Here is a 22880-nt window from a genome sequence, read left to right as displayed (position 1 = left end):
TCTACGCGTTCTGCACCACCCGCTCACTCTCCCCTTCCACCGCCAGCCACCACGCCCCACCACGCTGCGGATGCATCAGGTTGAACGCCTCGCCCATCTGCGGTGTGGTGATCGATACGTTGCGTTCCCAGGCCAGGGCCAGGATACGGTCGAAGGGTTCGTACCAGGCGTGCATCGACAGGTCGAATGTGCCGTTGTGGATGGGCAGTAGCCAGCGGCCCTTGAGGTCGAGGTGGGCTTGCAGGGTTTGTTCGGGTTGCATGTGCACGTGCGGCCAGTCGACGTTGTAGGCACCGGTTTCCATCAGAGTCAGGTCGAATGGGCCGTACTGTTCGCCGATGCGTTTGAAGCCGTCGAAGTAGCCGCTGTCGCCGCTGAAGAAGATGCGTGAGTCGCCGTCGATCATCACCCACGAGGCCCAGAGGGTGCTGTTGCTGTCGAACAGGCCACGACCGGAAAAGTGCTGCGACGGGGTGGCGATGAACTGGATGCCATCGACTTCCGTGCCTTGCCACCAATCCAGCTGGCGGATTTTGCTGGCGTCGATGCCCCATTTGATCAGGGTGTCGCCTACGCCCAGCGGGGTAAGGAAATATTTGGTCTTGTTCGCGAGCTTGAGCACGGCCGCATGATCCAGGTGGTCATAGTGATCGTGGGACAGGATCACCGCTTCGATCGGTGGCAATTCTTCCAGGCTGATCGGTGGCTGGTGGAAACGCTTGGGGCCGGCCCACTGCACGGGCGAGGCGCGCTCGGCGAAGACCGGGTCGGTGATCCAGAACTTGTCGCGCAGCTTGAGCAACACCGTGGAGTGGCCCAGGCGATAGACGCTGTTGTTGGGCGCTGCGATCAACGCGGCTTGAGTCAGGGCTTGTACCGGGACGGGCGCGCTCGGGCGGGTGTTTTGCGGTTTGTGGAACAGCGCGTTCCACAGGATGCCCATGGTTTTGCCAAAGCTTAAACGTTGCACCGGCGTGAAGTTTTGATACTGCCCTTGAGCCTGTCGGGACGCTTCAGGTGTGGAGGCGTTGTCCGCCGGGGAGTTTGAATTGGCCATGACTGAATGACTCCAGAAAAACCGCGCATGACGCGATTTTCCGCTTTGGGACGATAAATGGCCAAGGCACGCACGCATCAGCCGGACTTTCTATTTTTGCTGGGCAGGGTTAACAAAACATTACACTGCACAGTGTAGTTTCTAGGTTGCATCAAAGTCGATGACAAGTAAACTGCTGAGTGTAATTCCCCCCTTCTTCCTGCCGAAGCGTACTTATGACAGCTCCACAGCGCCTCACCGACCGAAAACGCCAAGCGATCATTCAAGCTGCGATCAACGAATTCCGTGACAACGGTTTCGAGATCACCAGCATGGACAAGATTGCTGCCACTGCCGGCGTGTCGAAGCGCACGGTGTACAACCACTTTCCCAGCAAGGAAGAGTTGTTCGCCGAGATCCTCAATCAGTTATGGATCCGGGTGACGGCGGAACAGGAAACGGCCTACCGTTCCGATCTGCCGCTGCGCGATCAACTGCGCGTGTTGCTGATGGCCAAGCTGCAAATGTTGGGCGATGACAATTTTCTCGACCTGGCACGGGTGGCGATAGCGGCGACGATTCATTCCCCTGAGCGGGCGCAGGACATGGTGGCCCGAATGGGTGAACGCGAAGAGGGGCTGACGGTGTGGATTCGGGCCGCTCAAGCGGATGGCCGATTGAAGGTCGTGGCTCCCGAATTCGCCGCTCAACAGGTCCATGGCCTGCTCAAGTCCTTTGCATTCTGGCCACAGATTTCCATGGGGCAACCCGGCTTGTCAGCCGAAGAACAACACCGGGTGGCCGAGTCCGCGCTGGACATGTTTCTGGCCTGCTATCAGGTGCAATAAATGACAATGTCGACGGCGCCGTCGAACCTTTGATGGCTCTGAGTTGAACGGCGCATGTGTTTCAGAATGAAACCGGCGCTGAGACTATAGTGAGCCTCAGTCCCAGCGCCATACAGAGAGCATCATGACCACCAAACACGAAACCGCCGCCCACGTCGATCACCTGCGTTTTCATCGCCCTCATGCCCACCTCGCGCCAACCTTTGGCAATGACAAGTTTGCCCTGCGCGCCGAAGCCTTTGCGCGGTTCTTCGGCACACCGACTTTTCTCGGCGCACAAACGCTGATCGTGGTGATCTGGGTGTGCCTTAACTTATCCGGGTTCACCCACTTCGATGCGTACCCGTTCATCCTGCTCAACCTGGCATTCAGCCTGCAATCGGCCTATGCCGCGCCATTGATTCTGTTGGCCCAGACGCGTCAGGCCGCGCGGGACAAAGCCAAATCCGATGCCGATGCGCAGCACCGCGAAGCACTGGCGACCGCCAACAGTGAGCGACAGGCAGAGGCCGCGAAAAACTCTGCACAACTGCTGGAGCTGCTTGAGCAGAACACTCGCCTCACGGAGATGACCAAGGCTCTCACCGAGCGCATCGATAGCCTGACCACGGAAATGCATCAGCACCTGGTGCGCAAGGATGAGCCAAGAACCTGAACGGTTTCACGGCAGTTTCAGCGCCCGCCCCAACTCATCGAACAAGGTGACCACCGAGCGCAAGGCGCGGCAGTCGGGACGGGTCAGCAGCCACAGTGCGGTGTCGTATCCGTGCAACGGTTCGCTCAGCGGCTGTAATCCGTCGCCAATCAAAAAGTCCGGCAGTGCCGCTATACCCAGCCCCGCCCTGACCAGCTCGGTCACCGACAGCATGCTGTTGCAACGATAGCCCGGCGTTACGCCCGGCAAGGCCTGGCGACGCCAGGCAACGGTCGGGTGATCGGGCAGGAAGTCATCCGGAGCGATCCAGGTCAATGCGGCCAGGTCGGTGGTGTTGACCGATTGCAGATATCGCTCGCTGGCGCACACCCGGTAGACAATATCCGCCAGCCGCCGTCCTACCAGATGCTCCGGAGGCGTGCGGGTCAGGCGCAGGGCGATATCGGCATCCCGACGGCTGAGATTGGCAAAATCATTGGACGTGCTGAGTTCGAGGGTCAGCGCCGGATAGTTCGGCATGAACTGCGCCAGCGCCGGCAACAGCAAACCTTGCAGGACCGAATCGGTACAGGTCAGGCGCACGATGCCGCTGATCACTTCACCGCCCTGCTCCACACCGATGCGCGCCGCCTCCAGCGCCTGCTCGGCGCGCTCGGCCTGTTCAGCCAGCGACTGCGCCAGGGTGGTGGGCAGGTAACCGGCGCGGCTTTTTTCGAACAATTGCTGACCCAGTGCAGCCTCCAGCCGGCGCACCGCTCGAAACACCGTCGAGACATCCACCTTCAGCAATTGCGCAGCCCGAGCCAGAGAGCCGCCGCGTACCAGCGCGAGAATCAGGCTCAGGTCCGGGTAATCCAGTCGATAGTGCGTCGCTGCATTGATCACTTGGGAAAATGCCAATATTGAGTGCGTGAACGCCAATCTATAGTGGGCACCAGCAATCAACAAGTGCAGAGGCCCCGCATGGAAAACCGCCCGATTCGCATCGCCCTGATCGGCGACTACGACCCACACGTCACCGCCCACCAGGCCATTCCTGTGGCCCTCGAAATGACCGCCGAACACACGGGCCTGAACCTGCAATGGCACTGGCTCGCCACCGATGAAATCCACGCCGAGACACCACTGCACACATTCGACGGTTTCTGGTGTGTGCCGGCTAGCCCTTACCGCAGCACGGATGGCGCATTAACAGCGATCCGTTTTGCCCGCGAACAACGGCGACCTTTCCTCGGCACCTGCGGTGGTTTTCAACACGCGGTGCTGGAATATGCGCGCAACGTACTAGGCTGGTCGGATGCCGAACACGGCGAGACTTCACCCGATGCAATACGGGCGCTGCTGACACCGCTGACGTGCTCACTGGTGGAGGCCGTCGATACCATTCATTTACATGAAGGCTCGTTGATTGCCCAGGCGTACGAAAGCGCCGAGATTCGTGAAGGCTATCGCTGTCGTTATGGTGTGAATCCGCAGTTCGAAGGGGAGCTGCTCAAGCGCGAACTGCACGCCGTCGGCCACGACTCGGAACACGGACTGCGGGCGGTCGAACTCAGCGGCCATCCGTTCTTTGTCGCGACCTTGTTCCAGCCCGAGCGGGCGGCGCTCAAGGGCGTCTTGCCGCCGTTGGTTGGCGCCTTTGTCGCAGCCTGTGCGGGGCGGTCGGTATGCGCGGTGTCATACGCAAGTGCGCAGGGTTGAGCGGGCTTACGGGTTCAATCAGTAACTGATTCAGAGCTCTTCAGGCCGCCATCGCGAGCAGGCTCGCTCCCACAGGGGGCGTGGGTGTACGCAAGACATATTCCCAACACAAAAACCTGTGGGAGCGAGCCTGCTCGCGATGGCGCCAGCCAAATCACCGCAAAAACTCACCCCCGAACCAGACTGCGAACCGCCGAAATCTCCGGTACGTCCCGCCGGTTCATGTACACCCGCAACGGCTCGGTGATGTTGATCCGGTCATCGATGTTCTGGTCCAGCAGCAACTGAATCAACTCACGCTTGAGCGTCATGGTTTGCCCGGGACCAGTGGCCCAGACAAATTCGCTGGTCGGGATAATGCCGTCGTCCGCCACGTCCATGCCGAACGAGTCTTCGCTGAAACGCACGATGTAGTGGCCGGTCTTGCGGTTGAGGCCGACGAAGCCTTTGAGTTGGTCGGCAGCCTGGCAGATGAGCTGGGAAGTGATGCGCATGGTAAACCCCGCAATGGTGATCGTTGGTTTGCACGCAGGGCCTGCGTTTCCCTCTGCCGGGGAAATTGCAGGGCCCCAGCGTACTGCAAGCGGGCGCACAAAAGCGCTGACGAACATCAGCTTTGGACAGGTTTGTGTCGGTCTTGCTATAGCGCCTGCAATGATCAGTTGTTAAAAGGGACGCACCCTCATTGCGAAAGGATCTCGACCATGCCCGCAACCTTTACTAGAAGCGCCCTGTTACTGAGCCTGCTGCTCGGCCTCGGCGTCGGTCACGCACAAGCCGCCAGCGAACCCGGTCCTGCGGCACTGGCGACCCGCTTGGGCATTCCGCATCCTGCGGTGATCGCCCACCGTGGCGCGTCGTTCGATGCACCGGAATCCACCGCCGCCGCCTACAAGACGGCCCGCGACCTGGGCGCCGACTACCTGGAACTGGATCTGCAACGCAGCAAGGATGGCGTGCTGTTTGCCCTGCACGACAACAATCTGCAACGCACCACCGACGTTGCCAGCAAATTCCCCGAGCGCAAGGACAGCCCCGCCAATGCGTTCACCATGGCCGAGCTGAAAACCCTGGATGCGGGCAGTTGGTTCAATGCCGCGTACCCGGACCGCGCACGTCCCGCCTTCGCGGGCCTGAAGATTCTGACCCTCGATGAAATCATCGACATCGCCGAGGGCAACTCCCTGCACAAGCCCGGCCTGTACATCGAGACCAAGGAGCCCAAGCAGTTTCCCGGCATTGAACACGACCTCAAGGAAAAACTTCAGGACCGCGGCTGGCTGAGCCCGACCGGTTCGAAACTGGCGAAAAGCGAGCTGGCGGTCGGCCAGGGCAAAGGCAAGGTGGTCCTGCAGACCTTCGAGAAGAGCAGCCTCGAACTGCTGCAAAAGGAAATGCCGAAGGTGCCGAAGATCCTGCTGTTGTGGGTCGGTGAAGGCAGTATCGAGCCCAAGTCCAAGGTGACATTTGCCGAGTCCGGCACCAAGGACAAGGCCGCGTACTACGCCGCACAGGAACCGAAGGACAAAGCCGAATTCCAGCGTTGGGTCGACTACGCCAAGGCCCAGGGCGCCATCGGCACCGGCCCGTCTGCCGCACTGACCCAGGGTGGCGACCAGAGTTATTCGGATCTGGTGCAACCGTGGATGAACCAGTACACCCACGATCAGGGCCTGCTGGTGCACGTGTACACCATCGACGAAGCGGTGGACTTCCAGAAAGTCATGGAAGCCGGGGTTGACGGTATTTTCACCAATCGCGCCAGCGAGTTGTTGAAGTTCTATAAACGCCCGGCGGCGAGCGTGGCGCAGGTGCTACAGAACAACGGCTATTGACGCGCTATTGCACAAAACCTGTAGGAGCGAGCTTGCTCGCGAAAGGGCCATCAGCCGCAACATCAACGTTGACTGCCCCTCCGCTTTCGCGAGCAGGCTCGCTCCCACAGGGATTGATGCAGGACATGCAGAGGGATTTAAGGGTGGATTAAGTTACACACACTAACCTGATCTCACTTGAACGGATCACCCAAGGAAAGAAGCCCATGAAGACCCTGACTGCTTTGTTGACCGCTGCAACCCTGACCTTTGCCGCGGGCCTGGCCCAGGCCGATGTACGGGTCGATGAGATCCCGCAGCTGGTCAAGGACGGCAAGATCAAGTCGCTGGAAGATCTGAACAGGATCGCGCTGGATCTGCACCCGGGTGCAACGATCACCAAAACCGAACTGGACAACTACTTCAACGGTTACGAGTACGAAGTCGAACTGCGTGATGCCAAGAACGTCGAGTGGGATGTGGACATCGATGCCTCCAACGGCAAGGTCCTGAAGAACAAACAGGACACCTGATCCCGAAACGCACAAAAGCCGCACGATTGAGAAGTCGTGCGGCTTTTGTGCATCCTGGACTCAAGCGCTCAGGCGCGCCGTCACCTCGTTCAACTGCCCCGACAAACCGTGCAGGTTGTTGCTGGCCGCTTCAGTGCGCTGCACGTTGTCCAGGTTGGTGCTGGCGATGCTGGTGATCTCGGTGAGGTTGCGCGAGATGTCTTCGGCCACCGATGTCTGCTCTTCGGCGGCAGTGGCGATCTGGCGGTTCATGTCGCGGATGGCCTCCACGGCCAGGGTGATGCGTTCGAGCATGGCGCCGGCTTCAGTCACTTGCTGCACGCTTTGTTCGCTGCGCGACTGACCGCTTTCAATCGCCTGGGCCGCTTCGATTGCACCGGTCTGCACGGTCTGGATGATCTGATTGATCTCGATGATCGACGCCGCCGTGCGCTGGGCCAGGCTGCGCACTTCATCGGCCACCACCGCGAAACCGCGTCCGGCCTCACCGGCGCGGGCCGCTTCGATGGCCGCGTTGAGCGCCAGCAGGTTGGTCTGTTCGGCGATGCCGCGGATCACTTCCAGAACCTTGCCGATGCGCCCGCTGTCGGTTTCCAGTTGGCGGATGACCGTGGCGGTGTTGGCGATTTCGCCGCGCATCTGGGTGATGGTATGGATGGTGCCCTGCATGACTTTTTCGCCCTGCTGGGCGGACTGGTCGGCATCGTCGGCGGCCCGCGCCGCTTCGGCGGCATGACGGGCCACTTCCTGTGCGGTGGCGGACATTTCATTCATCGCCGTGGCCACCTGATCGGTGCGATTGAACTGCTCGTTGGTACCGCCGGCCATCACGGTGGCGATCGAGTTCAACTCACCGCTGGCGCTATCCAGGTCCGACGCACTGCGCTGCAAACGGCTGAAGGTTTCGGCGAGGAAGTCGCGCAGGGTGTTGGCGGCCATCGCCAGTTTGCCCAACTCGTCCTGACGGTTGCTGGCCACGCGCTCGGCAATACGCCCCCGGCTGAGCTGCGCCACGTATTCGATCAGTTTGCGGATCGGCTCGACCAGATTGCGGTTGACCAGCCACAGGCTCAGCAGGCCGATCAGCAAACTCGAAACCAGCATTACCATGATCCCCAGCATCACCGTGCGATCGGCAGCGGCGCTGATCAGCGTCGATTGTTCGGCGCCCTGTTTGCGCAACTCGCTGACCAGTTCACTCATCTGATCGCTGGCCGCGCGGTCCACGCCCTTGACCGCCGCGTCGCCTGCCGTCGGGTCACCACCGGCGGCCACGAACGCGTCCCGGCCCTTCTGATAAGCCGCGCCCAACTGGCGATGCTCCTCACGCAAGCGCTCGATGCGGCTCTTGAGTGGCGGCTCGATGCCCTTCTGCCCGGCCAGCTCGCCGAGGATGTTTTGCACATCGCGCTGACGGTCTTCGAATTGCCCCCAGTACTTGCTCAGGTCCGCCGGTTGCTTGCCGCGCAACAGGACGTTTTTCCACTCCTGCACCTGCACCTTGAATTGCAGGTTGGCTTCATCGATCAATTGCGAGGTATGCAGCGGGCCCTCGATCAGATTGGCGTAGCTCTGCACACCGCTGGACAGCAAGTGAAAGCATGCCAGGGCGATCAACAGCATCGCCAGCAGGCTGCCGCTCAGTAGGGCGAGAATTTGTGCTCTCAGGGACTTTTGCAAAAGCATCGGATGGTACTCATGACTGGAATGAGGCACGCCCCGTTAAGGCGTGAAAGGTGTCCGGACTTCCCTGTCTGCGATCTCCGCCGAGGCCTGCGGCGCGCAACTCAACCCAAGCGTGATCGGCGAGCCAGAGCGGTTCTTGAGAGAATTCCGACCGCCGGTAGTGCAATCGTTTGCGTTATTTTCCTGTCACAAAAACGTCATCCAGGCTTGCGATGATGCCGCTCAAGTGAACCTGCGAAACCTGCGACAGGCGTCTCCCCTTGCGAGCCCTCATGAACCACAGCATCGATCAAAGCCATCGCGACACGGATCTGTTCGGCCTGCTCTACGGTTTCAGCTTTCGCCCCGGTGAGGCCGGCCGAGAAATCAATTCCGCCGAGGCCTTGCAGTACCTGCAACAACCGCAAAGCGACGAGCAATTTCTCTGGCTGCACCTGAACCTGGCCCACGCCGCGTGCGAACGCTGGATGAAAAGCCATCTGGAGTTGCCTGAGGAATTTTTCGAAGCGCTGCACGAGGGCTCGCGCTCGACGCGCATCGAACATGTCGATTCGGCGTTGCTGGCGGTGGTCAACGACGTGGTGTTCAACCTCAGCAACATGGTCTCGTCGGACGTCTCGACGCTGTGGGTGTGCGCCCGCAGTCGGCTGATCGTCAGCGCCCGCCTGCAACCGCTGCACTCGGTGGACAAACTGCGCTCGTCGGTGAAGGCCCGGGAATGCTTTCGCTCCCCGCTGGAGCTGCTGGTGCATCTGCTGCGCGACCAGGGTGAAGTGCTGACCCAGATCGTGCGCAAGACCAGCCAGAGCGTGGATCAGATCGAAGACGAATTACTGTCCTCGCGGCTGTCGACCAACCGCGCCGAGCTGGGCGCCAATCGCCGGGTGCTGGTGCGTTTGCAACGACTGCTGGCGCTGGAGCCAGGCTCCTTGCTGCGCCTGCTCAACCGGCCACCGCAATGGCTGCAAAAGGAAGACGTCAAGGAGCTGCGTAAATCCACCGAGGAGTTTGCGCTGATCATCAACGACCTCACGGCGCTGGGTGAGCGGATCAAGCTGTTGCAGGAAGAGATCGCCGCCAACATCAACGAACAGACCAACCGCACGCTGTTCACCCTGACGGTGGTAACGGTGCTGGCGCTGCCGATCAACATCATCGCCGGCTTCTTCGGCATGAACGTCGGCGGCATTCCGCTGGCCGGTGATCCGCAGGGTTTCTGGATCCTGGTGGCGCTGGTCGCAAGCTTTACCGTGATCGCCGGGCGCTGGGCGTTTCGTAAGCAGCGGGATTATTGAGCATCCATGAAACCCTGTAGGAGCGAGCCTGCTCGCGAAGAGGGCGGAACATTCAATAGAGATGTTGAATGCCAGTCCGCATTCGCGAGCAGGCTCGCTCCTACATGGATTTCAGCGCTTGACTTCAGATCAGCGGCCCTGCAAAAAACCCAAAACACTGACCCAAAGCAGCCTACCTGTAACAATTGGCAACGATTATCACTGGTACACCTCCCTCCTCAGGAATGTCCGTGATGGCTACGCCCTCCTTCACCGCCTCCCCGGCACCCGCCAGTAGCGCCATACCGCAATTCGACAAGAAACCTGGCCTGATCACCATCGTGGTGTTTTTTGCCGTGCTGGCCATCGGCTTGTTGTTTACCGCCTATAGCCTGATGCACGACATGAACGAACTCGGCACGGTGGTGACCACCTGGACACCGTTCCTGCTGCTCGGCGTGGCGTTGCTGATCGCCCTGGGCTTTGAGTTCGTCAATGGTTTCCATGACACCGCCAACGCGGTGGCCACGGTGATTTACACCCACTCGCTGCCGCCGAACGTGGCGGTGGTCTGGTCCGGATTTTTCAATTTCCTCGGGGTGCTGCTGTCCAGCGGCGCGGTGGCGTTCGGCATCATCGCCCTGCTGCCGGTCGAGCTGATCCTGCAAGTCGGCTCGTCTGCCGGTTTCGCGATGATCTTCGCCCTGTTGATCGCCGCCATCCTGTGGAACCTCGGCACCTGGTGGCTGGGCCTGCCGGCGTCGTCATCGCACACCCTGATCGGTTCGATCATCGGGGTCGGCGTGGCCAACGCCCTGATGCACGGCCGCGACGGCACCAGCGGCGTGGACTGGGCCCAGGCAATCAAAATCGGTTACGCGTTGCTGCTCTCGCCGCTGGTCGGCTTCGGCTGCGCCGCGCTGCTGTTGCTGGCGCTGCGCGCGTTCGTCAAGAATCGTGCGCTGTACAAGGAGCCAAAGGGCGAGACCCCGCCGCCATGGTGGATTCGCGGCCTGTTGATCCTGACCTGCACGGGTGTGTCGTTTGCCCACGGTTCCAACGATGGCCAGAAAGGCATGGGTCTGATCATGCTGATTCTGGTGGGCACGCTGCCAATGGCTTACGCACTGAACCGCACCATGCCGGCCGATCAGGCGCTGCAGTTCGCGGCGGTCGCCGAAGTCACCCAGCAAGCGTTGGTCAAAGCTGCTCCGCTGCCAGCGCCGGCCGACCCGCGCCCGGTGCTGTCCGAATATGTGCGCAGCAAGGTAGCGACCCCGCAACTGGTGCCGGCGCTGGCGGCGCTGACCGGCAGCATCGGCGTCCAGGTCAAGGGTTATGGCTCGTTGTCGAAAGTCCCGGCCGAGGCCGTGGGCAACGTGCGTAACGACATGTATTTGAGCAGCGAAACCATTCGCCTGATGGACAAGAACAAGGTCGGCAATTTCGACGCCGACACCAGCGGCAAGTTGCAACTGTTCAAGCAACAGATCGACAACTCCACGCGCTTCATTCCGCTGTGGGTGAAAATCGCCGTGGCCATCGCCCTGGGCCTGGGCACCATGGTCGGCTGGAAGCGCATCGTGGTGACCGTCGGCCAGAAAATCGGCAAGACCCACCTGACCTACGCCCAGGGCGCCTCGGCAGAAACCGTGGCGATGCTGACCATCGGCGCCGCCGACATGTTCGGCGTGCCGGTGTCGACCACTCACGTGCTGTCATCGGGGGTGGCCGGGACCATGGTCGCCAACGGCGGCGGCTTGCAGATGAAGACCATCCGCAACCTGCTGATGGCCTGGGTGCTGACCTTGCCGGCGGCTATCCTGCTGTCGGGCAGTTTGTACTGGTTGTTCACCCAACTGTTCTGATCATTCCCGCCTCTACCCACATCCCGCCGCGAGCGATCGCTGCGGGATGTTTGCTTTCAGCCCGGTGCAAAGCCGCGCACTTCTTCGCCAAATCAAGGTATTGATCGTTTCGTTCGAGGATGGCGCTTCAGTTTGCCAATGTATTGCCGACTCTTAAGAGAGCCAAAGTATTCCTGGGTGAGAACCGTGAACTTATTCATCAATCAGTTGCACAAGCACGCTGATTTCAGAAGTGCGATCTACGCTGGCGACATCTTCCTCAACACCGAACTGAAAGCGGCAAAGGAACTCTGTGCCTTTGCCCAGCAAAGCATCACGGCCGCCTTCGATGGCGAGACCAACCACCAAGCGCTGCACACGCTGATGCCGGTGGAAGAGTTCGTGGTGCTGGTGACTCGCCTCAAGGGTCAGTTCACCAACAGCCTGCGTGCCAAGGAGCTGATCCGCAGTTTCACCGACGAAATCGGTGCCGCTCCCGAAGAGTTCATTTTCGACGTACCGCGCATCCGTGTCGTGCCCAACTACGACTACCTGCACGCCGGCGTCAGCTACGCCTACAAGCCCCATCGCGATACCTGGTACGGCGGTGTCGACTGCCAGATCAATACCTGGATGCCGGTCTACACGATCCAGCCTGACCAGACCATGATGATCAACCCGGCCTACTTCGACGCCCCGGTGAAAAACACCTCGGCGCAGTGGAGCCTGTCCGACTGGATCGATGTGCAACGCCAGCGCGCCAAGGACAACGTCAAGGAAGAGGCGCGCCAACACCCGGTGCCCACCGAAGCGATCAACAGCGCCTCTGAACTGCGCATCGCCGGCAACACCGCCGAGATGCTGGTGTTCTCGGGTTCGCACTTGCACGGCACCGTGCCCAATTACACGCAACAAACCCGCTTCAGCGTGGACTTTCGCCTGATGCACCTCGACGACCTCAGGCAGCAGCGCGGCGCGATTAACGTCGACAGCGCCTGCCCGGATGTCGGCGCCGGTTTCAAAGACTACTTCCACGTCCACGACTTTTTGAATTTCCGAGGAATCCCGCAATGACCAAGCGTCGCATCACGCCCGCCGAGGCCCAGTACAACGAAACCCGTACCAATGTCCTGAAACGGGTCGATGCCGAATATGTGGCCGACGCGCCGTTCGTCTTCGCCAACCGTATCGGCGTGACGGCTGCATTGTCGCGTATGGAGCTGTTCAAGAAGGTCGCCGAAGTACCGGGCGCGATCATTGAGTGCGGCGTGTACAAGGGCAACTCGCTGATGCTCTACATGCACTTGTCGATGATTCTCGAGCCGTACGCGATCAACCGCTCGATCGTGGGTTTCGACACCTTCGAAGGCTTCCAGAGCATCGACAAGAAAGAAGACCCGGCCGACGTCAACGAGACCATGTTCGCCGACACCGACCAATCGTTGATCCAGGACATGATCGACGCCAACGACCTGTTGCGCCCGGTCAACCGGATTCCGCGCTGCGAGCTGGTCAAGGGCGACATCGTCCAGACCGTGCCGGAGTGGGTCAAGACCCGCCCGGACCTGGTCGTGGCCATGCTGATCCTCGACACCGACCTGTACGAGTCGACCAAAGTCGCGCTGGAAACCTTCCTGCCGTACATGCCCAAAGGCGCGATCGTGGTGCTCGACGAAGTCGCCTACCGCAACTTCCCGGGCGAAACCAAGGCCCTGCGTGAAGTGCTCGACCTGAACAAGATCGAACTCAAACGCCTGCCGTTCGATTCGTGCGTGGGTTACTTCCACGTCTGATCCGAAGACCTGGAAACTGGTGCAAAAACCTGTGGGAGCGAGCTCGCGATAGCGGTGGTTCAGTCAACAGTGATGTTGAATGTTATGGCCTCATCGCGAGCAAGCTCGCTCCCACAGGGGCCAGTCTCCTGTTGGGGCCGGTTTCAGACTTCTGAGCGGATCACCTCCCCCAACCAATCCATGAACGCCCTCACCCGCAACGGCAAATGCCGCTGCCGGGCATACAACAGCGACACCTCCATGGACGGCGCGCTGAGCTGCGGCAACACCTCGACCAACTCACCGCTTTGCAGGTATTGCTGCATGCCCATCCTCGGCGCCTGAATCAGGCCGAAACCACCCAGGCATGCTGCCTCGTAGGCATCGGTGCTGTTGACCGTGACACTGCCGGCCATCGGCAGTCGCTGCACCTGCCCCTTGTCGACGTACACGAACCCTTCCGAACGCCCACCCAGTACGCCGACGTAGTGCACCAGCCGATGCTGCGCCAGATCCGCCAGTCGCTCCGGCACGCCATAGCGCTGCAAATACGCAGGGCTGGCGCAGTTGACCATGGTGAAGTCACACAGGTGTCGCGCCACCACCGATTGATCCGGTTGGGCGCCGATGCGCAGCACGCAATCGAAGCCTTCGGCGAGCAGATCGACCCGGCGGTCGGTGCTGCTGATTTCCAGTTCAAGCAGCGGGTGCTGCGCCATGAACGCCGGCAGGCGCGGCAATACCACGCGGCGGGCGAGAATGTTCGGCAGATCGATGCGAATCCGCCCGACCAGCGACGCCTCGTCCTGGCGAAACAAACCCTCGATCTCGTCCATGTGCGACAGCAGGTCCTTGCTGCGCTCATACAACACCAGGCCATCCTGGGTCGCCTGAACCTTGCGCGTGGTGCGTTGCAACAGACGGGTGCCGAGCAATGCCTCCAGGGCCTGCACATGCTCGGACACCGTTGAGCGAGGCAGGCCCAGGCTTTCTCCGGCCAGGGTGAAACTCGACATCTCGCTGACTCGGACAAAGGTGCGCAACAGTTCCAGTTTGTTCATCGGCCTGCTCATTTATTGTTCGGATAATCCGACCAGTGATTCCGGTTTCACTCTGTTTATCACTCCTTTACGGATAAATAAACTTCCTCGCATCAACCGTCCACTGCACTTGAGGAAGTCCCATGAACCGTAAAATCGCACTGATCACCGGCGCCAGTCGCGGCCTCGGCAAAAACGCAGCCCTGCACCTGGTCGCCCAAGGCATCGACATCATCGGCACCTACAACAGCCGCGCCGATGAGGCGCAGGCCCTGGTGGCCGAGATTGAAAGCCGGGGCGGTCGCGCCGTGATGCTGCAATTGGACGTTGCCCGCAGCGAGCATTTCAGCGCCTTTGGCAGCGAAGTGGCGAAGGTCTTGCAGAGCCACTTCGGCCGCGAGCGCTTCGACTTTCTGGTGAACAACGCCGGGATCGGCCTGCACGCCAACTTCGTCGACACCACAGTCGAGCAGTTCGACCTACTGGTAAACATTCACTTCAAGGGACCGTTTTTCCTGACGCAGACGCTGTTGCCATTGCTCAATGACGGCGGGCGCATCGTCAACATTTCCAGTGGCCTGGCCCGCTTCAGCCTGCCGGGTCACAGCGCCTACGCGGCGATGAAGGGTGCGATGGAAGTGCTGACCCGCTACCAGGCCAAGGAACTCGGCGCACGCAACATCGCGGTGAACATCCTGGCACCGGGTGCGATAGAAACCGATTTCAGCGGTGGCGCCGTGCGCGACAACCCTGAGTTGAACACGCTGGTGGCGAACAACACCGCTCTGGGTCGCGCCGGTTTGCCGGATGACATCGGCGCCGCGATTGCGCTGCTGCTGGCGCCGGGCAGCCAGTGGATCAATGGCCAGCGTATCGAGGCGTCGGGGGGGATGTTTTTGTAAACCGTAGGAGCTGGCTTGCCAGCGAAGGGGTCGGCACATCCAACAATGATGTCGCTGGATTGTCCGCCTTCGCTGGCAAGCCAGCTCCTACAGGCCTCATTGCGGACCATGCATTACGGTTATGAGTGAGTGATGCTCGCACGCACTACTAACCGCTCGCGCAGCACGTCATACACCCAGTGGTAAACGTAGGTGTACGGCAGGAAGAACAGCAACACACCGATATCCAGCAGGAACGCCTGCCACAGGCTGACATTCAGCCACCAGGCGATCAGCGGCACGCCGAGGGCGACCAGACCGCCTTCGAACAACAGCGCATGCACCACGCGGACCCAGGCGTTGTGTGCGATGGCCAGGCGCTTGAGCACCCGGTCGAACATACCGTTGAAGACCACGTTCCAGGCCAGGGCCAGTGCGGCGATGAGGACGGTGACCATGCCCATTTCCAGCATCGGTTTGTTCATGATCCAGGCCAACAACGGGGTACAGATCAGGATGGCCAGCAGTTCGAAACCGATGGCTTGAAAAATACGTTCAGTAATGGACTTGTTGGCGCTCATGGCCGAATTCCCTTGAGTGACTGTGGTTGCCATGATCTGTCATCACACCGATACTTCATAACCAATAACCATCGACCAAGGCGATAGTTCATGGCGTCTCACGAAGTGTTGCTGGCGTTTGTCGAAGCGGCGACCCAGGGCTCATTTTCTGCCGCGGCGCGCAAGCTGGGCCGCAGTCAGTCGACCATCAGCGCCGCAGTGGCCAGCCTGGAAATCGACCTGAACCTGACGCTGTTCGACCGCAGCAGCCGTAAGCCCGGGCTGACCCCGGCCGGGCACGTCATGCTGCAACGGGCCGAAGACATCCTGGCCGCCACCAGTCGTCTGGAAATGGCCGCCAGCCAACTGTCCCAAGGCGTGGAAGCGAAGTTGACGGTGGCGCTGTCCGATACCTATCAGTCGGACCGCTTCGAAGCCGCCCTCAGTGCCTTCGAGCAGCGCTACCCGGACCTGGAGCTCGAATGCCTGATCGCCGAATGCGATGACCTGGTGTCCCTGGTGCAAAGCGGCCGGGCGCAGATTGCCTTTGCCGAAATGCAGGACAGCTACCCGTCGGACCTGGTCAGCTCGACGGTGGACGAGCGCACGGAAATCGCCTTGTTCGTGTCCCCGGCACACCCGTTGGCGATGCTGGAGCACGTCGACCGGGACGTACTGCAGCAACACCGCGAGCTGCGCCTGGCCACCATCATCAATCCCTATGAAAGTCGGGCGAAGGGCCGTGTCTGGTCGGCGCCGAGTTATCTGATGCTGCTGGAAATGGCCCAGGGCGGATTCGGCTGGGCACCGTTGCCCCGCTGGCTGGTCGAGCGCTTCGGGCCTGGCACCTTGCAGGAACTGGTGGTGCGCGGGTGGCCGAAAACGGTGTCGGTGGATGCGTTGTGGTCGCGGCTCAATCCGCCGGGGCCGGCGGGGAGCTGGTTGCTGGGCAAGATGCTGGAGTGAAGGTCCTTCGGCCCTTATCGCGAGCAGGCTCGCTCCTACAGGTATCGAGTACACCATCAATCCCTGTAGGAGCGAGCCTGCTCGCGATGAGGCCAGAACGGCCGCATCAATCCAACGCCCTGAGCCGCTCTTCGATAAACCGCCGCTCCGGCTCTTGCCGAGTCAACGCCAGCGCCCGTTCCCACGCCGCCCGCGCCTCTTGCTTGCGACCCAGTTGCCGGCAGAATTCTGCCCGCGCCGAATGCGCCAGGTGGTAGTCGAGCAGCTCTCCCCGCTCCAGAATGGCGTCAACCAGCGTCAGCCCCGCCAGCGGTCCATCCCGTTTCGAAATCGCCGCCGCCCGATTCAACTCGATCACCGGCGACGGCACCGCCCGCAGCAGCACGTCATACAGACCGACAATCTGTGGCCAATCGGTTTCCCCCGCCGTCGGGGCTTCGGCGTGCACCGCCGCGATGGCCGCTTGCAGGCAATAGGGTCCGAATCGTCCCATGGTCAGCGCTTGCTCGACCAGCGTGCAGCCTTCAGTGATCAACCCGGCGTCCCATAGCGAACGGTCCTGCTCGTCCAGCACAATCAGCTCGCCGCTCGCCGAGGTCCTGGCCGGGCGTCGCGACTCGTGCAACAGCATCAGCGCCAGCAAGCCCATTACCTCCGGCTCAGGCAGCAGTTCCACCAGCAACCGGCCGAGACGGATCGCTTCGCGGGTCAAATCCTCGCGGATCAGTTCGGCTCCGATGGACGCCGAATAACCTTCGTTGAACACTAGATAAATCACCCGTAATACGCTGTCCAGACGCTCAGGCAACTCAGCCCGCGTCGGCACTTGATAAGGGATTTTCGCATCACGGATCTTCGCCTTGGCGCGCACGATGCGCTGGGCGATGGTGGCCGGGGCAGAGAGAAAGGCCCGGGCGATTTCTTCCGTGGTCAGGTCGCAGACCTCCCGCAGCGTCAGCGGCACTTGCGCGTCCGCCGCCAGGGCCGGGTGGCAGCAGGTGAAGATCAGCCGCAGGCGATCGTCTTCCACGTCTTCATCACTCCAGTCGGCCTGTTCCAGCTCCTCCAGTTGCGCGATCAGCAAGGGCTGCGACGCGGCAAAACGCGCGCGCCGACGCAAGGCATCGATGGCCTTGAAACGCCCGGTGGACACCAGCCAGGCCCGTGGATTGTGCGGCACGCCGTCACGCTGCCAGCGTTCGACCGCGACGAAAAACGCCTCGTGCAAGGCCTCTTCGGCGAGGTCGAAATCCCCCAGCAAGCGAATCAGGGTCGCGAGGATCCGCCGCGACTCTTCGCGATAGACCCGCTCGACCTGCGCCTGAACCGGCAGCCCCGGCATCTTAAGGATTCAACTGTCGAACGGGGCGCACTTCGACACTGCCGACCCGGGCCGCCGGAATGTTGCCCGCGACCTGAATGGCCTCGTTGAGGTCCCTGGCGTCGATCAGGTAGAAGCCGGCCAATTGCTCCTTGGTTTCGGCGAACGGGCCGTCGGTGATCGACATCTTGCCGTTGCGCATGCGTACCGTGGTGGCAGTCTGCACCGATTCCAGGGCCTCGGCGGCGACCATCCGGCCACTGCCCTGGATCGACTCGGCATAGGCCATGCACTCTTCGTCCTTCGGGCTTTCCGGTAGCGAATGCAGCAACTGCTCATCGCTGTAGACCAGGCATAGATACTTCATCACGCTCTCCTTATCGAACGATCAACTATGGTCGCTGATTGGCATTCTGGCTCGGCTTCCCGACGATCAGGGTTTGAGATCGAACAGCGTCGCGCCGCTGGTCATGTCGAACGGTGCCGACCAATGTTCGTGGACGATCTGCCACAGCCCGGCTTCTTGCCGATAGCAGGCGGTGACGCGCATCCAGCAGGACTGGGTTTCACCTTTTTCATTGGTGCCGCCGCAGTGGGCGAGCCAGTGAGCGAACGCAATTTCCTGGGACGGCTCGATGGTGATTTCGTCGAATTCGAAGATGTGCGGGCCGGGGCACATTTCCATGCAGGCCTGCCAATGCGCGCGATACGCCGGCTTGCCTTTGAATTGCAGGGCCTTGACCGCGTCGAAGGAGACGATGTCATCGGCATAAAGGGCCATGACTTTTTCAATGTCCTTGGCCATGACCGCCTGACGATAGTTCTCGATGAGGTTATGAATCTGGGTTTGCGAGTTCATGGTGGTTCTCCGTGGTTTTTATAGTGAAGACACCCTTAGTCGTCCGGCGATCCGGCGAATCGACAAGTGAAATAAAAATAATCCATACGGCCGGAATCGCTAGAATCCGAGGCTCTATTCATGCTGGAAAAGGACACACCCGTGACAGCCCGACTCGTACCTTATGAAAGCCTGAATACGCAGCAGCGCCAACAGGTCGAGGCCATCGAAGTGCATCCGCAGCAAATCAGGTTTTCCGGTGATATCCACGGTGCCTTGCACACCTTGTTGTCCAAGCCCGGCCCGGGAGTCAAAGGATTTGCCCTGCTGGCCGAAGATATTCCCGTGGCCTTCCTGCTGCTCAAGCGCCCACCGGTATTGCCGGCCTGGGCCGATGAGCACAGCGCCACCCTGCATGCCCTGCAAGTCGATCAACGCGCCCAGGGCAAAGGCTACGGCAAGGCCTGCCTGCAAGCGCTGCCCGAAGCGGCGCGCCTGGCCTGGCCGGAAATCCGGGGGCTGGAGCTGTCGGTGGATGCCGACAACGAGGCCGCCATCGCCCTGTACGCCAGGTTTGGCTTTGTCGACAGCGGCGAGGCGTACAAGGGGCGGATCGGTTATGAGCGGCGGATGGGGTTGGTGTTCTGACTGCGCGCTAGTTTTTTGCAGACATTACTGACACAACACCGCCCCCTGTAGGAGCGAGCCTGCTCGCGAAGGTGTGTCAGCATAAGTGGTGTCGACTGACACTCCATCGCGAGCAGGCTCGCTCCTACAGGGGATCTTCGTCGGATCAGAGTTCGAGCACCATCTCATGCCACGCCATGCCGCCATGGTCCGAGGCCGACGGCTTGACGTAGGCAAAACCGAATCCGGCATACAACGGAATATGCCGCTCCTTGCACATCAGGTTGATGCTGGCCTTGCCCATCGCGCGCATGCGCTCGATGAACTCGCCCATCAGGCGCTTGGCCAGGCCCTGCCCCTGATAATCCGGGTGCACCACCACCGACATGATCACCACGTGCGGCCCGGCCGGGTCGTGGCCGATCAGTTCCTTGAACGCTTCGTCCGACATTTCCACCTGAAACGCCGCACCGGAGTTGATGAAACCGGCGACTACCCCGTCCACTTGCGCGACGATAAAACCCTCGGGCCAGGTGGCGATACGGGTGGCGATCTTCTCGCGGGTCGCGGCTTCGTCACCTTCATACGCAAGGGTTTCGATGGCAAAGCAGCGATCCAGATCGGCGGGGGTGACGTTGCGAATGACGGTGTTCATGGCAGCTCGGAATCAGCGTGGGAAAGGCAGGGGATGATAAATCAGCCGCCGTGGGACATCGAGAGACGAATCGGCGGATCCGCCTCTCGCTGCAGGTGTCACGCCTTGATCGGCAGCCAGATTTCCAGTTTGCCGGTGTTGAGCTTGGGGTTGAAGTCTTCGCTGTAGCGTTCGAATTCCGGGGCAGCCAGCAACTCATGCCCGGACTGTGGCAACCACGTGCCATGGATGTATTGGAAGGTTTGCGGCAATGTGGCCAGCGGTCCTTGATGTTCGAACACGACGTACTGCTGGGGCTGAATCTCTACCCAACGATACGTGTCCGGCAAATCGTCGAGTTTGCTGATCTCGACGCCAGCGATGTAATCGAAGCCGCCCTTGCCGTCGAAATTGCAGCAGACGCCGTAAGTGACTTCGTCTTTTTGGCCCGGAATCTCGCCCAAATGCGGATTGAGTTTCTCCCAGAGTTCGGTAATGCCTTGAATGGTTTGTTGGGTAAATGTTCCACCAAGCCCTGCAATCAGCAGGAAGTGCCCGTGTTCGAAGCGCGGTTGCGTCAGTTCGACGCGTGCTAACTCATCCATGACTCGACTCCTGACACATAAAATGGGTTCGGCTGGGAGTATAGAAGCCAAACCCGATTCGCCCAATTACAGCGCGTGCAACTGCTCGACGGCAGCGGCACCGACGAACTCGTTATAGCCCGATAGAATCACGTAGACCGCGAAATAGCAGAAGATCGCCGCCGATGCCATGTAGGAATAGCGCAACAGTTTATCCCCCAGCAACTTGCCGCCATGGCTCGCGGCGAAGCACAAACCTGCCGACCAGAGCAGCCCGGCACAGAGAAAACCGCCGAGAAACAGTGCCGAACTGAGCGGGCCACCACCACCGGAGCGGGCGATCAGGGTACCGCCGACTGCCGCGAACCAGAGAATCGCGCTGGGCGAGGACATGGCCAGGAAAATCCCGCGGAAGAATTCCTTGCGATGGGAGTTGTTCCCGACCTCCGCCGTCTCGGCCAGCAGCGCCTCGTGATGGATCGCCGAGTAGATCATCTTCGCCGCGAAGTACACCAGCAACGCCGAGCCACCGATCCACAGCACCCAGCGCACGGTTTCGTATTGCAGCAACACGGTCATGCCGGCCAGCGCCAGCACTGCGTAGATCAGGTCGCCGACGCAGGTCCCCAGGCCCAGGGCAAAGCCCTGGAAATAGCCACGCTGCATGGCCAGGGTGATCATCGCGATGTTGGCCACGCCGATATCCAGGCACAGCGAGAGGCTCAGCAAGAAGCCGCTGGTAAATTCCATCGAACCCTATCCTTCGGAAAAAATTGTTTACATGGAGGCTGGACAGTCTGCCACAGCTGCCCGTACATTCCGCCACAGGCCACCGCAGTGGCCAGCGTCGCTCGGACGGTTCCGGGCGCTTACGTTATCCGAGGCAACAATGGCCGAACAAGGTTCGCCGCGCCGCTTTGCGCGCATAGATCGACTCCCCCCTTACGTTTTCAACATCACCGCCGAGCTGAAGATGGCCGCCCGTCGTCGTGGCGAAGACATCATCGACTTGAGCATGGGCAACCCCGACGGCGCCACGCCGCCGCACATCGTCGAAAAACTCGTGACGGTGGCCCAGCGCGAAGACACCCACGGTTACTCCACCTCCAAGGGCATTCCGCGCCTGCGCCGGGCGATTTCCAACTGGTACAAGGACCGCTACGAGGTCGACATCGACCCGGAAAGCGAAGCCATCGTCACCATTGGTTCCAAGGAAGGCCTGGCGCACCTGATGCTGGCCACCCTGGATCAGGGCGACACCGTACTGGTGCCGAACCCGAGCTACCCGATTCACATCTACGGCGCGGTGATTGCCGGCGCCCAGGTGCGCTCGGTGCCGCTGGTGCCGGGGGTGGATTTCTTCGCTGAACTGGAGCGAGCGATTCGCGGCTCGATTCCGAAGCCGAAGATGATGATTCTCGGTTTCCCGTCCAACCCCACCGCGCAGTGCGTGGAACTGGACTTCTTCGAACGCGTCATCGCCCTCGCCAAGCAGTACGACGTACTGGTGGTGCACGACCTGGCTTACGCCGACATCGTCTACGACGGCTGGAAAGCCCCGTCGATCATGCAGGTGCCGGGGGCCAAGGACATTGCGGTGGAGTTTTTCACCCTGTCCAAGAGCTACAACATGGCCGGCTGGCGTATTGGCTTCATGGTCGGCAACCCGGAACTGGTCAACGCCCTGGCGCGGATCAAGAGCTACCACGACTACGGCACCTTCACCCCGCTGCAAGTGGCGGCGATTGCCGCACTGGAAGGCGATCAGCAATGCGTGCGCGACATCGCCGAGCAATACCGGCAACGGCGCAACGTGCTGGTCAAGGGCCTGCATGAGCTGGGCTGGATGGTGGAAAATCCGAAAGCGTCGATGTACGTCTGGGCGAAGATCCCTGAGGCTTATGCGCACCTGGGCTCGCTGGAGTTTGCCAAGAAACTGCTGTCCGAGGCCAAGGTGTGTGTCTCGCCGGGCGTCGGGTTTGGCGAGTACGGCGATGATCACGTGCGCTTTGCCCTGATCGAAAACCAGGACCGGATTCGCCAAGCCGTACGCGGGATTCGCGGGATGTTCCGGGCGGATGGGCTAGTCGCAAAAACCAACGCCTGACACAAAAACCTGTAGGAGCGAGCCTGCTCGCGAAAAACGCAAGACCACCGCGGAAAATCAGATGCCCCGCGTTTTCGTTAACGACCATCGCGAGCAGGCTCGCTCCTACAGTGGATTTGTGTACAACCTGAACATCACCCACAAAAAAACCGCATC

The 22880-nt window shown here is 60.8% G+C and carries 25 protein-coding genes; 13 read left to right on the top strand and 12 right to left on the bottom strand.

Annotation, left to right across the window (positions count from 1 at the left end; all coding sequences use genetic code 11):
• Window position 1 precedes the first annotated feature (1 nt).
• Complete coding sequence (locus C8K63_RS02130) at window positions 2-1057, bottom strand: MBL fold metallo-hydrolase (RefSeq protein WP_108215180.1); 1056 nt, start codon at window positions 1055-1057, stop codon at window positions 2-4.
• A 215-nt stretch (window positions 1058-1272) separates the two neighbouring features.
• On the opposite strand from C8K63_RS02130, the gene C8K63_RS02125 reads away from it, so the two are divergent.
• The gene (locus tag C8K63_RS02125; RefSeq protein ID WP_108215179.1) at window positions 1273-1884 is read left to right on the top strand and encodes a TetR/AcrR family transcriptional regulator; all 612 of its coding nucleotides are present in this window, start codon (window positions 1273-1275) and stop codon (window positions 1882-1884) included.
• Window positions 1885-2008: 124 nt separating this feature from the next.
• The gene (locus C8K63_RS02120) at window positions 2009-2539 is read left to right on the top strand and encodes a DUF1003 domain-containing protein (protein ID WP_108215178.1); all 531 of its coding nucleotides are present in this window, start codon (window positions 2009-2011) and stop codon (window positions 2537-2539) included.
• 6 nt (window positions 2540-2545) lie between these two features.
• On the opposite strand, the gene C8K63_RS02115 is transcribed toward C8K63_RS02120, so the two are convergent.
• Window positions 2546-3487 (bottom strand): LysR family transcriptional regulator, encoded by a 942-nt coding sequence (locus C8K63_RS02115; protein ID WP_108215177.1) that lies wholly within the window; start codon window positions 3485-3487, stop codon window positions 2546-2548.
• A gap of 15 nt (window positions 3488-3502) precedes the next feature.
• Between C8K63_RS02115 and C8K63_RS02110 the strand changes: the two genes are divergently transcribed.
• Entirely contained in the window at window positions 3503-4240 is a 738-nt protein-coding gene (locus tag C8K63_RS02110; protein ID WP_108215176.1) for a CTP synthase, read from the top strand.
• A 167-nt stretch (window positions 4241-4407) separates the two neighbouring features.
• Here the strand turns inward: C8K63_RS02110 and C8K63_RS02105 are convergent, their stop codons facing one another.
• Window positions 4408-4734 carry a DUF2025 family protein gene (locus C8K63_RS02105; RefSeq protein ID WP_108215175.1) on the bottom strand — a complete coding sequence of 109 codons (327 nt, stop codon included), beginning with the start codon at window positions 4732-4734 and terminating at the stop codon, window positions 4408-4410.
• Between the two features lie 210 nt (window positions 4735-4944).
• On the opposite strand from C8K63_RS02105, the gene C8K63_RS02100 reads away from it, so the two are divergent.
• Both C8K63_RS02100 and C8K63_RS02095 read left to right on the top strand, forming a co-directional pair.
• Complete coding sequence (locus C8K63_RS02100; protein WP_108215174.1) at window positions 4945-6075, top strand: glycerophosphodiester phosphodiesterase; 1131 nt, start codon at window positions 4945-4947, stop codon at window positions 6073-6075.
• Window positions 6076-6281: 206 nt separating this feature from the next.
• Entirely contained in the window at window positions 6282-6587 is a 306-nt protein-coding gene (locus tag C8K63_RS02095; RefSeq protein WP_108215173.1) for a PepSY domain-containing protein, read from the top strand.
• Between the two features lie 60 nt (window positions 6588-6647).
• Here the strand turns inward: C8K63_RS02095 and C8K63_RS02090 are convergent, their stop codons facing one another.
• The gene (locus C8K63_RS02090) at window positions 6648-8273 is read right to left on the bottom strand and encodes a methyl-accepting chemotaxis protein (protein WP_108215172.1); all 1626 of its coding nucleotides are present in this window, start codon (window positions 8271-8273) and stop codon (window positions 6648-6650) included.
• Between the two features lie 272 nt (window positions 8274-8545).
• Between C8K63_RS02090 and C8K63_RS02085 the strand changes: the two genes are divergently transcribed.
• The 4 genes from C8K63_RS02085 (at window position 8546) to C8K63_RS02065 (ending at window position 13187) form a co-directional block, all read left to right on the top strand.
• A complete protein-coding gene (locus tag C8K63_RS02085) occupies window positions 8546-9568 on the top strand; it encodes a transporter (RefSeq protein WP_108215171.1) in 1023 nt (340 codons plus the stop codon).
• Window positions 9569-9801: 233 nt separating this feature from the next.
• Window positions 9802-11415, top strand: coding sequence for an inorganic phosphate transporter (locus tag C8K63_RS02075; RefSeq protein WP_108215169.1), 1614 nt, complete (start codon window positions 9802-9804; stop codon window positions 11413-11415).
• A gap of 186 nt (window positions 11416-11601) precedes the next feature.
• The gene (locus C8K63_RS02070) at window positions 11602-12468 is read left to right on the top strand and encodes a hypothetical protein (RefSeq protein WP_108215168.1); all 867 of its coding nucleotides are present in this window, start codon (window positions 11602-11604) and stop codon (window positions 12466-12468) included.
• On the top strand, window positions 12465-13187 hold the full coding sequence (locus C8K63_RS02065) for a TylF/MycF/NovP-related O-methyltransferase (RefSeq protein WP_108215167.1): 723 nt from the start codon (window positions 12465-12467) through the stop codon (window positions 13185-13187). The genes C8K63_RS02070 and C8K63_RS02065 overlap by 4 nt, the downstream gene beginning before the upstream one ends.
• Before the next feature lie 143 nt (window positions 13188-13330).
• On the opposite strand, the gene C8K63_RS02055 is transcribed toward C8K63_RS02065, so the two are convergent.
• Complete coding sequence (locus tag C8K63_RS02055) at window positions 13331-14227, bottom strand: LysR family transcriptional regulator (protein WP_108215166.1); 897 nt, start codon at window positions 14225-14227, stop codon at window positions 13331-13333.
• Between the two features lie 122 nt (window positions 14228-14349).
• Here C8K63_RS02055 and C8K63_RS02050 point away from each other — a divergent pair, with 122 nt between their 5' ends.
• Window positions 14350-15108 carry an SDR family NAD(P)-dependent oxidoreductase gene (locus tag C8K63_RS02050; protein WP_108215165.1) on the top strand — a complete coding sequence of 253 codons (759 nt, stop codon included), beginning with the start codon at window positions 14350-14352 and terminating at the stop codon, window positions 15106-15108.
• Window positions 15109-15227: 119 nt separating this feature from the next.
• Here C8K63_RS02050 and C8K63_RS02045 read toward each other — a convergent pair whose 3' ends face one another.
• Window positions 15228-15668: a multidrug/biocide efflux PACE transporter gene (locus C8K63_RS02045; RefSeq protein ID WP_108215164.1), complete on the bottom strand. Its 441-nt coding sequence runs from the start codon at window positions 15666-15668 to the stop codon at window positions 15228-15230.
• Window positions 15669-15758: 90 nt separating this feature from the next.
• Between C8K63_RS02045 and C8K63_RS02040 the strand changes: the two genes are divergently transcribed.
• Window positions 15759-16613, top strand: a complete 855-nt coding sequence (locus C8K63_RS02040; protein WP_108215163.1) for a LysR family transcriptional regulator — start codon at window positions 15759-15761, stop codon at window positions 16611-16613.
• A gap of 106 nt (window positions 16614-16719) precedes the next feature.
• On the opposite strand, the gene C8K63_RS02035 is transcribed toward C8K63_RS02040, so the two are convergent.
• From C8K63_RS02035 to C8K63_RS02025, 3 genes are all read right to left on the bottom strand, one after another.
• A complete protein-coding gene (locus C8K63_RS02035; protein WP_108215162.1) occupies window positions 16720-17955 on the bottom strand; it encodes an RNA polymerase sigma factor in 1236 nt (411 codons plus the stop codon).
• Between the two features lies 1 nt (window position 17956).
• The gene (locus C8K63_RS02030) at window positions 17957-18301 is read right to left on the bottom strand and encodes a YciI family protein (RefSeq protein ID WP_108215161.1); all 345 of its coding nucleotides are present in this window, start codon (window positions 18299-18301) and stop codon (window positions 17957-17959) included.
• 66 nt (window positions 18302-18367) lie between these two features.
• Window positions 18368-18793 (bottom strand): nuclear transport factor 2 family protein, encoded by a 426-nt coding sequence (locus C8K63_RS02025; RefSeq protein ID WP_108215160.1) that lies wholly within the window; start codon window positions 18791-18793, stop codon window positions 18368-18370.
• A 141-nt stretch (window positions 18794-18934) separates the two neighbouring features.
• Here C8K63_RS02025 and C8K63_RS02020 point away from each other — a divergent pair, with 141 nt between their 5' ends.
• The gene (locus C8K63_RS02020; RefSeq protein ID WP_108215470.1) at window positions 18935-19420 is read left to right on the top strand and encodes an N-acetyltransferase; all 486 of its coding nucleotides are present in this window, start codon (window positions 18935-18937) and stop codon (window positions 19418-19420) included.
• 145 nt (window positions 19421-19565) lie between these two features.
• On the opposite strand, the gene C8K63_RS02015 is transcribed toward C8K63_RS02020, so the two are convergent.
• From C8K63_RS02015 to C8K63_RS02005, 3 genes are all read right to left on the bottom strand, one after another.
• On the bottom strand, window positions 19566-20054 hold the full coding sequence (locus C8K63_RS02015) for a GNAT family N-acetyltransferase (RefSeq protein ID WP_108215159.1): 489 nt from the start codon (window positions 20052-20054) through the stop codon (window positions 19566-19568).
• 98 nt (window positions 20055-20152) lie between these two features.
• The gene (locus C8K63_RS02010) at window positions 20153-20638 is read right to left on the bottom strand and encodes a GyrI-like domain-containing protein (RefSeq protein WP_108215158.1); all 486 of its coding nucleotides are present in this window, start codon (window positions 20636-20638) and stop codon (window positions 20153-20155) included.
• A 66-nt stretch (window positions 20639-20704) separates the two neighbouring features.
• Window positions 20705-21367: a LysE family translocator gene (locus C8K63_RS02005; RefSeq protein ID WP_056725914.1), complete on the bottom strand. Its 663-nt coding sequence runs from the start codon at window positions 21365-21367 to the stop codon at window positions 20705-20707.
• A gap of 139 nt (window positions 21368-21506) precedes the next feature.
• Here C8K63_RS02005 and alaC point away from each other — a divergent pair, with 139 nt between their 5' ends.
• Window positions 21507-22724, top strand: coding sequence for an alanine transaminase (alaC, locus tag C8K63_RS02000; protein ID WP_108215157.1), 1218 nt, complete (start codon window positions 21507-21509; stop codon window positions 22722-22724).
• Window positions 22725-22880: the final 156 nt, after the last annotated feature.

The sequence above is a fragment of the Pseudomonas sp. GV085 genome (genome assembly GCF_003050925.1).
Classification (GTDB): Bacteria; Pseudomonadota; Gammaproteobacteria; order Pseudomonadales; family Pseudomonadaceae; genus Aquipseudomonas.
The sequence above is the reverse complement of the archived record's forward strand: the minus strand, read 5'-3'. Positions and strand labels throughout refer to the sequence as shown.

Excerpts from the sequence above, each read along its gene's own strand:
- C8K63_RS02130 (WP_108215180.1), bottom strand. The coding sequence starts at position 1,057 with ATGGCCAATTCAAACTCCCCGGCGGACAACGCCTCCACACCTGAAGCG.
- C8K63_RS02125 (WP_108215179.1), top strand. The coding sequence starts at position 1,273 with ATGACAGCTCCACAGCGCCTCACCGACCGAAAACGCCAAGCGATCATT.
- C8K63_RS02120 (WP_108215178.1), top strand. The coding sequence starts at position 2,009 with ATGACCACCAAACACGAAACCGCCGCCCACGTCGATCACCTGCGTTTT.
- C8K63_RS02110 (WP_108215176.1), top strand. The coding sequence starts at position 3,503 with ATGGAAAACCGCCCGATTCGCATCGCCCTGATCGGCGACTACGACCCA.
- C8K63_RS02105 (WP_108215175.1), bottom strand. The coding sequence starts at position 4,734 with ATGCGCATCACTTCCCAGCTCATCTGCCAGGCTGCCGACCAACTCAAA.
- C8K63_RS02100 (WP_108215174.1), top strand. The coding sequence starts at position 4,945 with ATGCCCGCAACCTTTACTAGAAGCGCCCTGTTACTGAGCCTGCTGCTC.
- C8K63_RS02095 (WP_108215173.1), top strand. The coding sequence starts at position 6,282 with ATGAAGACCCTGACTGCTTTGTTGACCGCTGCAACCCTGACCTTTGCC.
- C8K63_RS02090 (WP_108215172.1), bottom strand. The coding sequence starts at position 8,273 with ATGCTTTTGCAAAAGTCCCTGAGAGCACAAATTCTCGCCCTACTGAGC.
- C8K63_RS02085 (WP_108215171.1), top strand. The coding sequence starts at position 8,546 with ATGAACCACAGCATCGATCAAAGCCATCGCGACACGGATCTGTTCGGC.
- C8K63_RS02075 (WP_108215169.1), top strand. The coding sequence starts at position 9,802 with ATGGCTACGCCCTCCTTCACCGCCTCCCCGGCACCCGCCAGTAGCGCC.
- C8K63_RS02065 (WP_108215167.1), top strand. The coding sequence starts at position 12,465 with ATGACCAAGCGTCGCATCACGCCCGCCGAGGCCCAGTACAACGAAACC.
- C8K63_RS02055 (WP_108215166.1), bottom strand. The coding sequence starts at position 14,227 with ATGAACAAACTGGAACTGTTGCGCACCTTTGTCCGAGTCAGCGAGATG.
- C8K63_RS02050 (WP_108215165.1), top strand. The coding sequence starts at position 14,350 with ATGAACCGTAAAATCGCACTGATCACCGGCGCCAGTCGCGGCCTCGGC.
- C8K63_RS02045 (WP_108215164.1), bottom strand. The coding sequence starts at position 15,668 with ATGAGCGCCAACAAGTCCATTACTGAACGTATTTTTCAAGCCATCGGT.
- C8K63_RS02040 (WP_108215163.1), top strand. The coding sequence starts at position 15,759 with ATGGCGTCTCACGAAGTGTTGCTGGCGTTTGTCGAAGCGGCGACCCAG.
- C8K63_RS02035 (WP_108215162.1), bottom strand. The coding sequence starts at position 17,955 with ATGCCGGGGCTGCCGGTTCAGGCGCAGGTCGAGCGGGTCTATCGCGAA.
- C8K63_RS02030 (WP_108215161.1), bottom strand. The coding sequence starts at position 18,301 with ATGAAGTATCTATGCCTGGTCTACAGCGATGAGCAGTTGCTGCATTCG.
- C8K63_RS02025 (WP_108215160.1), bottom strand. The coding sequence starts at position 18,793 with ATGAACTCGCAAACCCAGATTCATAACCTCATCGAGAACTATCGTCAG.
- C8K63_RS02015 (WP_108215159.1), bottom strand. The coding sequence starts at position 20,054 with ATGAACACCGTCATTCGCAACGTCACCCCCGCCGATCTGGATCGCTGC.
- C8K63_RS02010 (WP_108215158.1), bottom strand. The coding sequence starts at position 20,638 with ATGGATGAGTTAGCACGCGTCGAACTGACGCAACCGCGCTTCGAACAC.
- C8K63_RS02005 (WP_056725914.1), bottom strand. The coding sequence starts at position 21,367 with ATGGAATTTACCAGCGGCTTCTTGCTGAGCCTCTCGCTGTGCCTGGAT.
- alaC (WP_108215157.1), top strand. The coding sequence starts at position 21,507 with ATGGCCGAACAAGGTTCGCCGCGCCGCTTTGCGCGCATAGATCGACTC.